The organism is Actinomadura geliboluensis, assembly GCF_005889745.1.
Classification (GTDB): Bacteria; Actinomycetota; Actinomycetes; order Streptosporangiales; family Streptosporangiaceae; genus Spirillospora; species Spirillospora geliboluensis.
Genome location: NZ_VCKZ01000004.1, coordinates 12,201 through 28,359, shown reverse-complemented (window position 1 = coordinate 28,359; position 16,159 = coordinate 12,201). Strand labels below are relative to the sequence as shown.

Here is a 16,159-nt window from a genome sequence, read left to right as displayed (position 1 = left end):
ATGCAGCGACGAGCTGCCGGAGAAAGAACATCGGTCCGCCGCCGACTCATCAAGAGCACGGCGTGGACGGCATCGATCGCCGTTTCCGCGACGCTCGTGGCTCCCCCGCCCGCCTGGGCCGAGCCCGAGCCCACCCGGAAAGAGCTGACTGCGCAACAGGAGAAGCTCGCCGACGAGGCGGAAAAGCTGAGCGAGCAGTACAACGGGTTGCGGGTACGCCTACAGCAGGCGCAGCGGGCCGCCAAGGTGGCCGAGGGCAACGCCGCCCGCCAGAAGAAGGCACTGGACGACGCCCGCGCCAGGATCGTCAAGCTCGCAGCGGACAGCTACAAGAACGGCCCGGCGGACCCCGCCGTCGCCTTCGCATCGGCGGACGACCCGCAGGCTGTACTGGATAAATCGGCCACGCTCAACTACTTCGCCCGCCAGGACAGCACACGCGTCGCCCACCTGCTGCAGACCATGCAGGCCGCCGAGCGCTCCCGCAAATCGGCCGAGGCACGCGCGAAGCAGGTGCGCGAACTCACCGACGAGGCCAAGAAGAAGCGCAAGGAACTCCAGACCAAGCTGAAGAAGGTCGAAGCGAAGCTCGGGGTTGGCTCGGGCGCTCGCACCAACGCAGGTCCCGCCCCGAACGTGGATGCCGGGGGCGCCTCGGCCAAGGCCATGGGAGCGGTCAGGGCGGCTCTGAGCCAGCGCGGCGTTCCGTATTCGTGGGGCGGCGGCAACGCGTCCGGCCCTTCCTACGGCACCGCCCAGGGCGCCAACATCAAGGGATTCGACTGCTCCGGGCTCACCCTCTATGCCTACGCCCAGGTGGGCATCAACCTCCCCCACTACACTGGCGCTCAATACAACGCTGGAACCCGCGTCTCCCAAAGCCAGCTCAAGCCTGGTGACCTGGTCTTCTTCTATGCCGACCTGCACCACATGGGCATGTACATCGGCAACGGCAAGATGGTCCACGCCCCGCAGACCGGCGATGTCGTCAAGATCAGCTCGATCTCCGGCCGCCCGTTCGCCGGCGGCGTCCGCGTGGCCTGATCATCGCCCTCCGAGCACCCGGTACCGCGTACCCGTCACCCGCCCCTGGGGTGACGGGTACGCCCTCTGCTTTCCAACCCTGCGGGCCGTCAACTGGACACCCATCCGACTTATCTACTATGTAGCCTAGTAGAAGAGCGAACGAGGTGTCGGTGCAGTACGCCCGCCGCAAGGCTCAGCCTGAACCGGGAGGCACACGTGCCAGATCGATCGAGATGCGGCTACGCCATGCTCCAGAGGAACGCAGACAGAAGCTGGACGGTCGAAGTCTGCTATGGGATCTCGGATGGTCAGCCGGTGGACGTCATCGTCACCTACACGAGGTGTCCGGCGGTGTACGTCCATCCGGGTGTGGCCCTCCGCCCCGTTGGAAACAGGAGGTCGTTCACCAGAGAGAACGTCGAGGTGACGGTCGAGAACGGCGGCTCTGTGCACCTGCGCATACCTGGTGGCCCGGTCCGGTTGTGACGCCCGGTTCGGCGCGGGTTACACCGTTACATCGGGAAGTGGCAGTGCCGTTCAAGGAGCGCCGTGATGGCCGGGTTCGCAGCGAGTGCCAGCGGCAGCGTCGCGAGGAGAGCGATTCCCACGCCGCCGGTGAGACGCCCGGTACGGGAGAGGGGGTCGTGGGGCGCGAGAAGGCGGCGGACCCGCAGGAGCGCTGTACCGCCGCCCGCACCCATGGCCGTGGCCGGCGTCCGGCCGCCAGCGACGGTCACCAGCGCCGCCGCTAGGGTGACGCGGTCGTGCTTGCGCGCGGCCACGTCGTCTGCCAGCAACTCCAGCAACCTTGGGACCTCGGCCCGCGCGGCGCGGAGGAGCGGGACGGCTGGAAACGCACGGCCGAACGCCACGGCGAGGTTGATGGCGAGATCGTGGCGGCCCGCCAGATGCGCGCGTTCATGGGCGAGGACGGCCGACAGTTGGTCCTCAGGCAGCCGTTCGAGCGCCCCTGTGCTTAGCACGACACAGCGGCGGCGCCCTGGCAGGCAGTAGGCAAGCGGCTGGTCGTAGTCGACGACCAGCGCACCCAGGTCTCGTCGGCGGCGGGCCACCAGGGTGAGCGTCTGGATGTGTCGGCGCCTCTGAATAGTGGTCGCGATGAAGGCGGTCAAGACATGTCCGGCCGTCCAGAGCATGACGCCGCCGGCCACGAAGAGCCCGGTGTAGCCCGCGATCGGCTGAGGCGGGACCTCGTAGTGCACGCGCAGCATCAGGCGGCATGCCGCCAGCAGGTCCGCCAGGCCATGCGGTGTCCGGACGATAGGCACCACCAGCATCAGGCCGGCGAGGACCACTGCGGCTATGACCGAGGCTCCGGCCGTCTGCCAGGCGAGCACGCCGAGCCGTGGAGCACGATCGGCCCAGCCGCGGAAGCGCAGCAGCCGGGGCCCCAGGATTCCCAGCAGCGTCGCGTAGGTGAGGAGGGTGCCGACTGCGGTCACGTGGTGTCCCGCGGCTTCACGACCTTGAGCGCCGCTTGCAACGCTTCGCTTTCCTCCGGTGACAGGTCGGACAGGAAGTGCACGAGCGCTGCCGCCTGGTTGTTGCTGGTCGCGAGCGCCTCGCGCATGAGCTTGGCCGTGTAGCCCTCTCGCGAGGCCACCGCCTCGTACTCATACGCTCGCCCCACGCGCTTCCTGCGCAGCCACCCCTTCTTGTGCAGGTTGTCCATCACGGTCATCACCGTGGTGTAGGCGATCGATCGCTCGCGCTGGAGGTCTTCAAGGACCTCGCGGACGTTGGCCGGGCGGCCGTAGGACCACATCCGGTCCATGACCGCGGCCTCCAGGTCGCCGAAGCGCTGCCCGGCCATGATCTACCGCCTTCCGACGTCCCGCCTGTTGGATCGGCTCTGCATACTACAGCTCATAGTAGTTTTCTCATTGGCGCGCGGAGATCAGTTCGACTCGGCGGCGCCCCACACCACTCCGATGCCCGGTGCCGACTGTCGGTGCCCCACAGTCTGGAAGCCGGCGTCCTCGAATGCCTCCACCCAGAACTCCCCGGTTGCCGTCGTCTCGCGCAGACTGTGGAGCGTCGACCGGAAGAACCGGCCGGCACTGCGATCGATTCGTCCTCTTTCGTTTGATCTCGAAACGTTCGGGAGCTGTCGGCGCAGGCCGACCGACCGCGGCCGGTCGGACATCAGGTCGGCGATCACCAGCCGCCCTCCCGGGCGGAGCCAGCGGAGCGCTCGGGAGACCAACGCTCGTTTCTCGGGGTTGTCGTAGTGATGGAGGGCCAGGCCGCTCACGATCAGATCGCAACTCCGGCGCGGCATGATCAGTTCGGTGATCTGAACGTTCTCCGTCCTGATGGCCGGACAACCCGACTCGCGCGCCCGGGCTCCGAGCCTGGCGGCCAAGATCCTCGACGGCTCTACCGCGACCACTTCGGCCACCTCCCCGGACAACGGGAGGGCGAGCATGCCGACCCCCGCGCCGAGGTCGACGCACCGGTCCTGTGGCCGTGGTGCGGCCCTGAGCCAGATATCGGCGCTGAGCGCGGTCGAAACCGATTCGGTGAGCAGATGATGATGCCACTGCCCCGCCGTCTCGTCCGTCATGCCCTCGACCTTCATCGTCATCGTCCTACCTCCATGATATCTACTATCACTCCTCGTAGATAGATGCGTCAGGTCGGCGTCGAGGCGCCCTCATCTGTTCCGACGAGCGGAGGGCCGGCATGGGCGCGCCCCCAGACGATGCCCGCCTCCTGAACGACCTGACTGTGGCCCACATCACTGAATCCGGCATCGGCGAACGCGCGCCGCCAGAAGTCCGGGGGCGCCGGCTGCTCGTCTCCGAGCCGCAGCCCGAGGCGTGTGACGTTCTTGGCGATCCGCCACACACCGCCAGGGCCTTTGGCCGCCAGCGCCTTGACCTTCGCGCCGAGGACCCTGCGATCGTCAGCGCCCAGCCCCCGGCCGAACATCATGTCCGCCACGACCAGACGCCCCCCTGGCTTGAGCCAGCCGTGAACGCGCGCGACGAGTTCGCGCTTCTGCGGGTTCGTCACGTGGTGGAGGGCGTAGTTGGAGACGACCACGTCAAGGGACGCGGCGGGTATGCGCAGCATGTTCAGGTCACCCGCGATCGATTCGACGTTGCCATACCCCGCCTCCACGGCACGCTGCTGAAGATCCAGAGCCATGGCCGGGGAGATGTCCACGGCCATGACGTGCCCGGCCCGCTCGGCGAGCGGCAGCGTCAGGAATCCGGTCCCTGCACCGAGGTCGAGGCATCGATCAGTGGCTCGAATGTCCGCGAGGCGGAGCACCTCATCGCGGACCCTCTCGAAGGCGGGCGAGTTGGTGACGTGGTGATGCCAGGTGTCGACTCGCTCGTTCCAGGTGTTGCGCAGCCCATCCGACATGCGGCCTCCTCTGAGGAGTTATCTACTAAGTCGCATAGTAGTAGCACTTACTAGGCTGCATAGTAGATATCGTTCGAATCGGACGGAGTGAGAACGCTGAGAGCCGCATTGAGGAACTCGTCATGCATCCTCGGGTGCCTGATCCCGCTCGCGTCACCGCTTCCGGCCACCGCAGCGGAGAAGCCGCGCACATCGGCGCCGCTGACCGCGCCGCCCGGCCGGATGTCCGAGCCGGCACTCGCCGTCGACCCCCGTGATCCGACGCGCATCGCTGTCGCGGCCGATCCGTATCTGGATCCCACACGCATCCAGGTGACCCAGTCGAGCGACGGTGGGCGGACGTGGTCCGAGCCGCGGACCGTGCGTCCGCCAGGTTTCGCGCGCAGCTTTGACCCGGGGCTGGCGTTCGCAGCGGACGGATCACTGCTGGTCTCCGGCGGTGCCGCACGCAGCGGTCCACCGGGGTGCCTACCCGGATCGGTGATCTTCCTCGCTCGACTCTCGGACGGGCAGCTGACCTATAGCCGGGTGGTCGGACCTGAGCGCAGCGTCTTCCTGGACCGGCCGTCCCTGGCCTATGACGCAGGTACTGGTCTTACGGCCTTGAGCTGGACCTGGTCCCGTGGCCCGAGAGTGCACTGCCTCGCCGAACCGACCGCGTCCCGGACGGTGGTGGCCTGGCGGCGCGACAACGGTGGTTTCACACAACGCCGCCTGCCGCGCCGGGACCCGGTCGCCTTCGGATCGAGCCTCGCCATCACGGCACGCGGCCAGATCATCGCAGCCGTGGCCGGCTGGCGGACCGGACGCAAGCAGGACGTCATCGTGTACGAGATCGCGCCCGATGGCCGTACGACCTCCGCCGTCGTCAGGGCAGGCAGACGGCCACGGCTCCTTCCGCGACGGGGCATGCCGCTGAACCTCTTCATCCCCGCGCTGGCGCTCCGTCCCGACGGGACGCGGACGGTCGGCTGGACCGAGGCGACGGCCGACGGCCAGCGGGTGCGCATCGCGAGTTCCACGAATGGGCGGGAATGGAGAACACGATCTGGACCACCGGCGGACGGGCTGCCGCTGGCCCCTACCGTCGCCCATGTCCAGGACGGAAGTCTGCTGCTGGTGCAGGGCGTCTTCAAACGCCGCCGAGTGGACTTTTCTTTGTGGCGGCAGGGCGGAGGAGCTTGGTCTCGACTACGCGACTTGGGAGGTACACCGACCGACAGCTGGAAGGAACTCGGTCAATCCCTCGGCATGGTGATCCGACCGGACATCTGGGCCATCGTGGTTCCGACGGGTGACGAGCGCCGATCACACCTCACAGTGTGGGTGGACCGAGTAGTGCCCGGCCCGTCCCGCCGCGACTCTGGCTCGCCGGCGACTGTGGGGCGCTCTGGCAGACAGAATGAGGGCGCTGAGGCACTCCTATCGTCGTTCGTTACATCCTGGAGTCCACTTGCTCTCATGATGCCGACCGTCCTCGCGTTTCTGGCCCTCTGGCGGGTTCGGCGCGCACACCGGCGATCACGTCGGCCAGGTCAACACCACTGATCCCGTGACTGCGTTTCCCAAAGCGGCCTCAGAGCACCGAGACATGTGGATGATCCATATGGTTCTGAGTGATGCCGCCGCGGTCCTCCATCTGGCGCCAGCCGCCGCCGCTGCGCGAATCCCAGATGCGTTGACGCCAGATCACGTACTTGATGCCGAGCCGTGCGGCGTTGTCAACGACGTAGTTGGCCACCGAATCCCCGTGCGCGGTCGCCGAGGCGGTCGGCATCCTGCCGGCGGTGCTCTCCATGAAGTCGCAGGCCCGCCCGGAGCCGTGGTCCTGCGGGTCACCGGCGCGGTAGCAGCCGATCATGGGGAACGGGCCGAACTTCTGGTCGATCTCAAGCATGACCTTTCGCATGCGGGGCGTCATGTAGTTGCCGACCAGCGGTGACTTGGTCTTTCCCGAGACACCGTCAGGTCTGCCACGTCGCGGGTTCTCGGCACGATACTTGGCGAGGAGCTTGCGGACCTTGGCGCGCTTGCCCTCCAGTTCGCCGATCTCGCGGCGGACCGCGTCGACCTTCGCCTGGGCGGTCCGCAGGGACTTGTCGGCCTCCAACGCCAGGCCGGCCACCGCCTGGACGCGCCTGTCACCGTTGCGAGCCAGATACTCCAGCGCCGCAGCACCCTTGAGGGAGGATCCGTCAGTACTGAGCAGGACGGGGATGGAGGACGGAGCACCCTGCATGTAGGAGCTTGCCGCCAACGCGCGAATCTGAGTGCGGGCGGCGTCCAACTCACGATTGTGCTGTTCTGCCTGCCGAGCGGCCTTGGACGCGCTCCTCTTCAGATCTTCGAGGCTCTCGATCCGCCCGCGGTAGTCCTTCTCCAGTGACTTCTTGCGCTTCTCCAGCTCGGCCAACTGCGCCGCCGGATCCTTCTTGGGCTGGGCGAGAGAAGGTTCCGCCGCGGCCGACTGTCCGGCCGCCACTGTGATCGCGACCAAGAGGGCCGCCAGGCACCCGGCCCCCGTTCGCGCACGGACCGGCTGCACCGATGACGTGGGCCGCACCATGCGAAACCACCTCCAGAGATCAAATACTAGGAGGCATAGTAGAATATGCGCACCCATGGTGCTGCCGGTCCGAGAATCTGAGAGACGTCCTGAACGCAGGCTCTGCATGTCGAGATTCCGATCACGCCACTGAGCGCACTCGGCCAGGTGCCGGAGGTCAGGTCATGAGAGCGTCACCCATCTACTATCGTGCTTCCTGATGTGCGACCGTAAGTATGCCGATCACTCTCGGACTGCAGGCGGAGTCCGGCCGAGAGGTCCGCGTCGTGCGCTCGCGTGGACGGTCCTGCTGGGTGCAGTCCTCCTCGGCATCGTCGCCATGCACACCCTCGGGCACATGGTCGCCCATGATCGCGGCGCGGCCGCCACGTCCCATGGTCGGTCGATGGCCGTCCACTACCTGCCCTCGCCGACTCCGGCCGCGCAAGAGACATCCTCGGAGGCGATGCGCTCGTCGGCCGTCCACGGTGCCGCCCAGGCGAGCGCCCCTGGAACAGGGATGGTCTTGGACCCGTCCGTCATCTGCCTCGCCGTGCTGATCGCCGCCGGGCTGGCCATCGCGCTACGCCGGTCGGCGCGGCGGCTTCGCTCATCAAGGCACGACCAGCCCTGCCGGATGCGACCAGCTTCACTGCCCAACCCACGCGGGCCGCCGGGATTTGGCCTGTCCATAACTCGCGTAGCGGTCCTGCGGATCTAGGAGCGGCCCAGCCGGGTGCCGTTGATCGTCGCGAGGATGTCCTGCTCGTGCCCTCGCCACGTCCACTCGTGCCCGGTTCATGCCTGATCTCCTTCCATCCGCATGACCGAATGCGAGGCCCTCACATCATGAAACCGATCGATCGACGTTCCGTCCTGCGCACAGGGCTCCTGGTTGCCGGCGGCACCGCCCTCGCCGCATGTGGCGGCCCGGAAAGCGGTTCCGCCTATGTCTCACCGAACGGCGCGGAAGTCCGCAAAGCGGAGGCCGCCCGCCGCGGGGCTGGTACAGCCATCCGCGACTTCCATCTGATCCCGAGCGAGGGGACGATCGACCTGGGAGGACGGACCGTCCGCACCTGGACGTACGGCGAGCGTCTGCCCGGCGCACCGATCCGGGTGAAGGCCGGCGAGGTGGTGCGCGCCCGCGTGACGAACCGGCTGGCCACCGGCACGACGGTCCACTGGCACGGGCTGGCGTTGCGCAACGACGACGACGGCGTCCCAGGTGTCACACAGCCCGAGATCAAGGCGGGAGCCGAATTCGTTTACGAGTTCACCGCCCCGCATCCCGGCACGTACTGGTTTCATCCGCATTCAGGCACTCAACTCGACCGCGGCCTGTACGCGCCACTGATCGTCGAGGATCCCAGGGAGCCGCTGGCCTATGACGCCGAATGGGTCGTGGTCCTCGACGACTGGCTGGACGACGTGACCGGCACCCCGGAACAGGTGCTCGCCGAACTAAGCCGCGGCATGGGTGGCATGGGCATGAACGGCGGCGACCACTCGGCCATGCCCGGCATGGACATGGGCGACAAGACCGAGACCCACGCGCCCGGCTCGTCCGGCATGGGCGGGCACATGCTCATGGGCGCGGAGAGCGAACTGCTGGGCGGCGACGCGGGTGACGTCCGCTACCCGTACTTCCTGATCAACGGCCGAGTGGCCAAGGAACCAGAGACGTTCCGGGCCAAACCGGGCGACCGCATCCGGATCAGGCTCATCAACGCCGGCGGTGACACCGCGTTCCGCGTGGCGCTGGGCGGGCACCGTCTAACGGTCACCCACACGGACGGTTTTCCGGTGCGGCCCGTCGAGACCGACGCAGTCCTGCTCGGCATGGGAGAACGCTACGACGCCATCGTGACTGTCAAGTCCGGGGCGTTCCCACTGACCGCCCTCGCCGAGGGGAAGAACGCCGTGGCCCGCGCGATACTCCGCACAAGCACCGCCGCCGAGACACCCGCCGCGGACGCCCAGCCGCGCGAACTGCGACAGAAGATCGTCGGATACGGCGACCTGCGCCCGGCCGACGCCGTACAACTCAAGGACCGGCGTCCGGATCGGACGATCCGCCTGGATCTGACCGGCGGGATGATGAAGTACGACTGGGCCATCAACGGGCGCAAGTACGCCCCGAAGAACCTGTATCCGGTGCGTTCGGGAGAGCGGGTGCGGCTGTCGTTCGTCAACCGGACCACCATGTGGCACCCCATGCACGTGCACGGCCACACCTTCGCCGTGGCACCGACCGGGGTGCGCAAGGACACCGCGATCGTCCTCCCGAACCGTTCGCTGGAGGTCGACTTCGACGCCGACAACCCCGGCAGATGGATGATCCACTGCCACAACATCTACCACGCCGAGTCCGGGATGATGACCCTGCTCGGCTACCAGGCCTGATCGGAGAGCCGACATGAACCTGCGCTTCCATCGCACCCGTGCCGTACGCCCGCTCCATGCGCTGGCCCTGATCGCCGGCGCCATCGTCCTGGCGGCGTGCGGCACCGAGGCCGATGACGCCAAGGCGCCCGCTCCCTCCGGCAAGGCATCCGCTCCTTCCACGGAGGCGGAGATCGGGCACGTTCACGGCGTCGCCATGGACCCGGCCGACAGATCCGTCTACATCGCGGCTCACTTCGGTGTCTTCAAGATCGAGTCCCCTGACCGGGCCAGCCGGGTGGGGACGAGCCGGCAGGACACGATGGGCTTCACCATCGTCGGCCCTCGCTCGTTCGTCGCGAGCGGTCACCCGGCGATGGACGACATGAAGAAGAAGGGCGTCCCGCCACATCTGGGCCTGATCCGCTCCGCGGACGCCGGACAAACGTGGACCACGGTCTCCGAAGCCGGCAAGGCCGACTTCCACGCGCTCCAGCAGGCCGGGCAGACTCTCTATGCCTTTGACAGCCAAACCCAGCGCGTGCGGCACAGCCGCGACGGCGGACGCACCTGGACCTTGGGCGAACGCCTCGATGTGAACGACCTCGGCGCGCACAAGGAACGTCCCGAAGAGGTCTATGCGGCCACGCCCGACGGGCTACTGAAGAGCAACGACTCGGGAGGCTCCTTCAAGGTCGTTGGTGACGCCCCCGTCCTGACCCACGTGGACGTGGTGGACGGCAGGACGCTCATCGGCGTGGCCCCGGACGGACAGGTCCAGGTCAAGGCGGACGGCGCCGGCTGGCAGCGCCTCGGCCGCCTGCCTAGCGGTCAGGCCGCCGCGTTCACCGCCGTCGACGAACGGCACCTGCTGGCTGCCGCCGAGGATGCCAGTGTGTACGAGTCCCGCGACGGCGGCCGGACGTTCAACGTCCTCTACGGCGCCCGTTGAACAAGTGTGCCGCGGCGTCAACCGACGCCGCGGCACAGCACCCGCCCATGTTCTACTATGCTACTTAGTAGATTCTGGGAGGAGACGCATGTCCCCTGAAGCCAAGCGCCAGGCCAAAATCAAGGCGGTGTGCCGGCCTCCGGCCGTGCGACCCCACCCACGCGCTACCGCCCTGCCCGGCACCGATGGATCGGCTGGCCGCTCACCGCACTTGGGCTGCTGACTATCGTTCTGAACCTGCTCACGCAGTTCACAGGTACTCGGATGCTCCCGGGCGGACACAGCCCCTTCTACTTGATGCTGGGGGTCGCCGTGGCGGGCCTCTAGCCTCTGGCGGTTCGGCTGGTTCGACCGCGAGGGATGAACCGTCAAGAGCACCCCTCAACGCAGTTACACGACTCGTCTACGGTCCGGCTTAGTAACGCATCACAGGGAGAGGACGGAGAGGTGAGAATACCCAGGCGCGTCGACGCTTCGCTGGAGTGGCTGGAGAAGCACATCGGCGCTCTCGCGGCCACGGTCGCAATGATCATTACAGCGGCGTCCACGCTGTGGCTGCCTTCCTTCGCCGGGTTCATCCCCGGCCTCGCCATAGGCGGTCTCTTCGTCCACCTACGACTCACGAAACGCCTCGCTAAGGCCAGAAGGGACGTCGACGACCTGCTCCGGGACAACGGGGCTCTGCGCCACCGTAATACCATCCTCACCAGCGGCGTCATCGCACAGGACACCCAGATGACCCATAAATTCGTCCCCATCGGCGAGACCGTGGCCGAGGCCCAGGACACACACGGCACGCTGCCTCTCCCGCAAGACGGCACCGGTTCAACAGCTTGAGGACGAACGGAACCGGTCATCGCCGTCATCGTCCTGATCGTCCGGACGCTGACCAAAATCTCCGCCCACCCGCACGACGGACCGGAAGCGAAACCTCGGCCGGCACGCGGTGGCCGTAACCATCGGCGCATTTGCCTCGGGCCGCCGGCCGACACTCTGCTGCCGGCACCGCGCTCACCTGCCATCACTCATGATGATCTTCATGATCCACGGCACGGGCCGTCCGGGGCGGTTTACCACCGTGGTGCCTGGGCACGCCGCCGAGAAATCGGTGCGCCAAGCTCCGCGCGCGCGGTCTCGGCCCACCGCTACCGAAGAGCAGGCCTCCGGCGACTGGTGATGCTCCTATTTGTGGCCGTCATTAGCCGTCTCCCCTACGGACCGCACACCGTGAAGCAGCCCGAGGCGAGGACTAACGCCATGGACTACGCCCGCACGATCACCCTCGACCTGACCTATGACCATGCTGTTCCCAAGGTCAAGGAAGCCTTCGCCGACCAGGGCTTTGGCATCCTGACCGAGATCGACCTCCGCACCACCCTTAAGAGCAAGCTCGGCGAGGACATGGAGGACTATCTCATTCTCGGCGCGTGCAATCCGCAGCTCGCCCACCGCGCTTTGGGCGTCGAGCGTGAGATCGGTCTGCTGCTCCCGTGCAATGTCGTCGTTCGTGCTCTGCCCGAGGGCGGGACTCTGGTGCAGGCGCTCGACCCAGGCATCATGGTCGCCGTCCCCGAGCGGCCCGAGTTGCGTCCGGTCGCCGAAGAGGCCGGACAGCGTATCCAGGCCGCGCTCGACACTCTGTCCAGCCAAGCCGGGCTCGGCTGATGTCTATTACGGGTCTGGCAATCCCCCGCTCGCCATGAGCGTCGCTTCCCCCGTCTGGGCCGGCCACCCGGCAGAAGCCGAGGCCGATGAAGCAACCGGGCAGTCTTAGGTCCCACGGGCCCCTGGGCAGTGTCCGCACCGTTATGGGAATGGGTCACTGGAGCCGCCGCGCCACGATGGCGGTGGGATTTCACTCGTCGGCCGCTGGGCCGTGCGGTGCTGACCGCCGGGAGGCTGCCCGCCATCGGGTGCGGCCCGGCCCGCCGCATTCGCTGGCGGAGCATGCCGGGCGCCGTAACGTTCCCCGCCTGGCACAGGGTCCGCATCGGCAGGCTCAGTAGTGGCGGGATCACGGGAACGCAGTAGGGCGGCCAGGGCGGTGGTGATCGGGACGGCGGCGATCAGTCCTAGAGTGCCTGCGACGCTGCGGACGATCTCAGTGGCCAGCGCAGGTCCGGTCAGCGCCTCGCCTAGCGGCTGGTTGCCGACACTCAGCAGTAGCAGCAGCGGCAGGGATGCTCCGGCATAAGCCAGGATCACCGTGTTGATCACCGAGGCGATGTGCGCGCGGCCGATCCGGGCCGCCGCCCGGTACAGCTGGCCGAACCGGTAAGCGGGGTTGGCGCGCCCCAACTCGGTGACGGTGACGGCCTGGGTGACGGTGACATCGTCCAACACGCCCAGCGCCCCGATGATGATGCTGGCCAGGAGCAGTCCCTGACCGTTGACGCTGTAGCTGAGGTCCAGGTTCAGCGAAGCGTCATCGGTGATCCCCGAAAGGTGCGTCAGATTGATCGCTACCGTGGCGAGTACTCCGGTCAGGGTGAGGCTGGCGATGGTGCCGATCACCGCGATCGAGGTCGACATCGTGAATCCGTGCGTGAGGTACAGCACCGTCAGCATGATCGCCGCTGCGCACACCACCGCGGCCAGCAGCGGCGGCCGACCGTCCAGGATCGCCGGGATCAGGAATTGCAGCAGCAGCACGAACGTGACCGCCAGGCCCAGCAGTGCGGTCAGTCCGCGCAGCCGCCCGAACGCAACCACCGCGAGCGCGAACGCCACCCCGACCAGCCACAAAGGGGTCGACCGGTCGTGGTCCGACAGCTGGTAGGGGCTCACCCCAGGCGGCGCCGAGCCTTCGGGCGCCTCGACGGCGTCGGGCATGTGCAGCAACACGACTTTCTGCCCGGCGGTGAACACCGAGGTGCCTGGCCCGCTGGGCAGTTCGGTGCGCACGACCTGGCCGCTGTCGGCTCCCGAAGTCAACTTCACCCGGGCGGTGCCGCACCGGCGCGGGTCAGTGGGCGGAGCATCGGACGTCGGCTCACCCGGCGGCGCCGCTTGCACCTGCTTCGGACACGGTTTGAGATCGATACCGACGACCGTGCCGGTCACCTTGGTCAATGCCGATCCCGTGCTGGCGGGCGCCTTGGGCTTGTCCGGCCACATCCACAGCACAGCCGCCAACGTCACCAGCGCGACAGGGATAATGACCGCCAGCACCGCTATCCGCACCGGCCGCGATGCCCTGGCCCTCCCGCCATGAGCGTGACTGCCGTGTGCGTGGTTACCGCCCATCTCTGGCTGCTCCTTGCCGCTGTTCGCCCTACACCGCACTAGCCCAACCCGGGGAAGGAGTAACCACCGTGAGGCTCACCGGTGGCAACTGGGAGCTAGTGCCGGGACCTTGCATATCTCAGCATCCGTTTGGTTCCTCGCTTGAGCGTCGCCCTCGCACGTAAGACCCCCCGGCTTCCCATCGCGTCCTCACCGTGTTCGAAACGCCGACCCATTCGGCCAGGCGTGGGGGTGAGGCCCAATCTCAACCAGTCAGCCCGCTAGCCGGGCGGCGAGACGCGGATTGATGCGGATCGCCCCCTGGAAGTTCCTGAAGTAGACCGGTTGAATGCGCACGACGGTGCCGCGCCTCGGTGCGGCGAGCATCTTGCCATCGCCGAGGTAGAGCGCGATATGGGAGATGTATCCCGGGGCGGTGGGGTCGTGGGCCCACGTGAGCAGATCGCCGGGCCGGGCCTTGTCGAACGGGATCCGCCAGCCGGCCTTCGCCTGATCGTCAGCGACTCGCGGTAGCCGGACACCAGCCAGGCCGAAGGCATACTGCAGGATCCCTGAGCAGTCGTAGCCGCCTTCGGCGTCCGACTCTCCGCCCCAGACGTACGGCATCCCGAGCTTGCTCTCTGCCGCTTCGATGGCCGAGCGGATCTGGAGTGCGGTTAAGACCTGACCACGAGCATCCGGGAGCTGGGCACCGGCGTCCGGGGACGCCCCGTTGCCGTTGGCGAGCGGCACGACCTTGGACTCGCCCGATACGAGCCGGCGCACGCTACGAGTGAGTCTCGGCAGGTCACGCTTCCCGGCGCTGATGAGCAGCGCGTTGCCTTCGGCCATGCCCAGGGCCCGCGCGGTTGACCGCGAAACCACGGCATCGACCTCACCGATCCCCACCGTGGCGAGCGCGCCCACTCTGAGGCTGGTCTTTCCAGAGGTTCCGTCGAGCTCCGCTTGGCTGCCGAGGGACACACCGCCGTCGGTCCCCAGCGCGAAGGAGACCGCGATGTCCCCTGCAGCAATGTTGCGCCAGAGCGCGTCCGATTCCGCGGTGGGTTTCGGCGTGTAGCGCCGGAAGGTCGAAGGCTCGACACCGAAGACGGTGACGGGCTTGCCCGCGAGACGTCCCCGTGCCGCATCGACCGTCTCGACTCCACCTACGCCCTTCAAACCGGCGATCTTGGCGATCACCGGGGCCGGTACCGGTCGTGAGGCGGCCACGAGCAGATGCGGCGCGAGCCGCGACTTCAAGGGGGCGACGAGGCCCGCGGAGGCCGATGCGGGACGCCCCGCCGCCAGAAAGCGGGTCGATCCTGATTGCGCCACTGTGGCCGGAGGTGCCTGCGAGGCCGAGCGGACGGCCAGGACCGCCACGTCCGCGATCAGTGTAGTCACCGCGGAAATGCCGATCACCAGGGGAACCGCGCGGCCGCTCGACTTGAACACCCGGACCTCCCACGAGGTTCGCGTACCATCTCCTACGACGTGTCGGAGGCGACGATATCCGCCATGTCACCTCAACGCCAGCCGATGACCGCGCCCAAGCAGTCGCAACACCACCTCAATTACTACTTTGGATAGTAGATATGACAGAAGGCGGGCGACCGACTTGCCTTGATCGCCCCCGTCCGCCCGGCAAGCCACCAAGGCTCACGAGAGCGGCACGACCTGGCTAAACTCAACCCGCCTGCTCAAGGTGTCACCAACCTGGCAACAACTCGACCGCAGCCCACTCGAACCTCCCGCCGCCAGCCTTGTGATCGTCCTACTACGTTGCATCGTAACCGGTTTGTGATCCGCTACCGGATCGGAGGCGCGGACAGACTGTCTAATCTCGGTCGGCGCGGAGGCTGCAGGACGGCGCAGGTGTCGCGTTCTGGACGCCGCTCTTGAACTGGCTCGCTCGACCAGCCCCAATCGCACGACAACCGGTCGTTCTTAGCCGATGACCAAGTCGTGGCCCCTGACCGAGGCGATCTCGATTGAGCCAGGAGCGCGCTGGAAGACGTATGGCCTAGTCAAGGCGGCGCTTTGGCCGACCAGTGGCCACTCCTCACTAGCATGGACGTGGCAGAGAAGGCAGGGAGAGGTACGGCCAGCGGTCGTCGACGCGGATGGTCGATGTGGAACGGCAGGTGGGAGAGCTGATTCGGTCACCGGAACGGTACCGGCGAGCCATGAAGCTGCCGTTGGCCCTGCTCATGCTGCTCTGCGTTCTGGGGATGCACGGCTTCCAGGCGTCGCCGAGCCCCACCGAGACGGTCGGCGTTCCACTGACGGCCATGAGCATCGAGCATGACGCGACGCCGTCCTCGTCGAAGGCCATCCACAAGTCCTCTGGCGAGGACCAGCCAGCCGATCGCCACCAGGATCATCCGGGCGGTCAGGTCTGCCTGGCGATACTGACCATGATCTCCTTCCTTGCGGCGATCGTCGCTCTGTTCGTGCGCGAGCCGATGATCGTGGCGAGGCGGATCCTGACCAGGATCCGGATCCTCCTCGTAGGCCGGCCTCCACCTAGGTCGTCTCTCTACCGCTTGGGCGTGCTGAGGCTGTGACAGGCCGCCGGTGCTTTCGTAGCGCCGGGCTCCCAGACGTCACAGACACTCAACACGGAA

General features: G+C 67.2%; 15 protein-coding genes. 8 read left to right on the top strand and 7 right to left on the bottom strand.

All coding sequences use genetic code 11. From position 1 onward, the window contains the following. Both ETD96_RS01420 and ETD96_RS44345 read left to right on the top strand, forming a co-directional pair. Window positions 1–1,044, top strand: coding sequence for a C40 family peptidase (locus ETD96_RS01420; protein ID WP_138632717.1), 1,044 nt, complete (start codon window positions 1–3; stop codon window positions 1,042–1,044). A gap of 297 nt (window positions 1,045–1,341) precedes the next feature. Beyond that, window positions 1,342–1,512, top strand: coding sequence for a hypothetical protein (locus ETD96_RS44345; protein WP_171068798.1), 171 nt, complete (start codon window positions 1,342–1,344; stop codon window positions 1,510–1,512). A gap of 26 nt (window positions 1,513–1,538) precedes the next feature. On the opposite strand, the gene ETD96_RS01415 is transcribed toward ETD96_RS44345, so the two are convergent. From ETD96_RS01415 to ETD96_RS01395, 5 genes are all read right to left on the bottom strand, one after another. Then, window positions 1,539–2,489 carry a M56 family metallopeptidase gene (locus ETD96_RS01415; RefSeq protein WP_138632714.1) on the bottom strand — a complete coding sequence of 317 codons (951 nt, stop codon included), beginning with the start codon at window positions 2,487–2,489 and terminating at the stop codon, window positions 1,539–1,541. Beyond that, window positions 2,486–2,860 carry a BlaI/MecI/CopY family transcriptional regulator gene (locus tag ETD96_RS01410; protein ID WP_138632711.1) on the bottom strand — a complete coding sequence of 125 codons (375 nt, stop codon included), beginning with the start codon at window positions 2,858–2,860 and terminating at the stop codon, window positions 2,486–2,488. The genes ETD96_RS01415 and ETD96_RS01410 overlap by 4 nt, the downstream gene beginning before the upstream one ends. 84 nt (window positions 2,861–2,944) lie before the next feature. Beyond that, window positions 2,945–3,634 (bottom strand): class I SAM-dependent methyltransferase, encoded by a 690-nt coding sequence (locus tag ETD96_RS01405; RefSeq protein WP_138632708.1) that lies wholly within the window; start codon window positions 3,632–3,634, stop codon window positions 2,945–2,947. 47 nt (window positions 3,635–3,681) lie between these two features. After that, the gene (locus ETD96_RS01400) at window positions 3,682–4,422 is read right to left on the bottom strand and encodes a class I SAM-dependent methyltransferase (RefSeq protein ID WP_138632705.1); all 741 of its coding nucleotides are present in this window, start codon (window positions 4,420–4,422) and stop codon (window positions 3,682–3,684) included. Window positions 4,423–5,998: 1,576 nt separating this feature from the next. After that, on the bottom strand, window positions 5,999–6,988 hold the full coding sequence (locus ETD96_RS01395) for a coiled-coil domain-containing protein (RefSeq protein ID WP_138632702.1): 990 nt from the start codon (window positions 6,986–6,988) through the stop codon (window positions 5,999–6,001). 199 nt (window positions 6,989–7,187) lie between these two features. Between ETD96_RS01395 and ETD96_RS46380 the strand changes: the two genes are divergently transcribed. The 5 genes from ETD96_RS46380 (at window position 7,188) to ETD96_RS01375 (ending at window position 11,969) form a co-directional block, all read left to right on the top strand. Next, window positions 7,188–7,688 (top strand): DUF6153 family protein, encoded by a 501-nt coding sequence (locus ETD96_RS46380; RefSeq protein ID WP_274704583.1) that lies wholly within the window; start codon window positions 7,188–7,190, stop codon window positions 7,686–7,688. Window positions 7,689–7,816: 128 nt separating this feature from the next. After that, entirely contained in the window at window positions 7,817–9,373 is a 1,557-nt protein-coding gene (locus ETD96_RS01390; RefSeq protein WP_138632699.1) for a multicopper oxidase family protein, read from the top strand. A gap of 13 nt (window positions 9,374–9,386) precedes the next feature. After that, the gene (locus ETD96_RS01385; protein WP_138632696.1) at window positions 9,387–10,304 is read left to right on the top strand and encodes a F510_1955 family glycosylhydrolase; all 918 of its coding nucleotides are present in this window, start codon (window positions 9,387–9,389) and stop codon (window positions 10,302–10,304) included. Window positions 10,305–10,751: 447 nt separating this feature from the next. Further along, window positions 10,752–11,141, top strand: a complete 390-nt coding sequence (locus ETD96_RS01380; RefSeq protein ID WP_138632693.1) for a hypothetical protein — start codon at window positions 10,752–10,754, stop codon at window positions 11,139–11,141. A gap of 420 nt (window positions 11,142–11,561) precedes the next feature. Further along, on the top strand, window positions 11,562–11,969 hold the full coding sequence (locus ETD96_RS01375) for a DUF302 domain-containing protein (RefSeq protein ID WP_138632690.1): 408 nt from the start codon (window positions 11,562–11,564) through the stop codon (window positions 11,967–11,969). Between the two features lie 141 nt (window positions 11,970–12,110). On the opposite strand, the gene ETD96_RS01370 is transcribed toward ETD96_RS01375, so the two are convergent. Then, on the bottom strand, window positions 12,111–13,475 hold the full coding sequence (locus ETD96_RS01370) for a YibE/F family protein (protein WP_240807074.1): 1,365 nt from the start codon (window positions 13,473–13,475) through the stop codon (window positions 12,111–12,113). 327 nt (window positions 13,476–13,802) lie between these two features. Further along, window positions 13,803–14,987 (bottom strand): C40 family peptidase, encoded by a 1,185-nt coding sequence (locus ETD96_RS01365; RefSeq protein ID WP_138632684.1) that lies wholly within the window; start codon window positions 14,985–14,987, stop codon window positions 13,803–13,805. Window positions 14,988–15,718: 731 nt separating this feature from the next. Between ETD96_RS01365 and ETD96_RS01360 the strand changes: the two genes are divergently transcribed. After that, entirely contained in the window at window positions 15,719–16,099 is a 381-nt protein-coding gene (locus ETD96_RS01360) for a DUF6153 family protein (protein ID WP_138632682.1), read from the top strand. Window positions 16,100–16,159 lie beyond the last annotated feature (60 nt).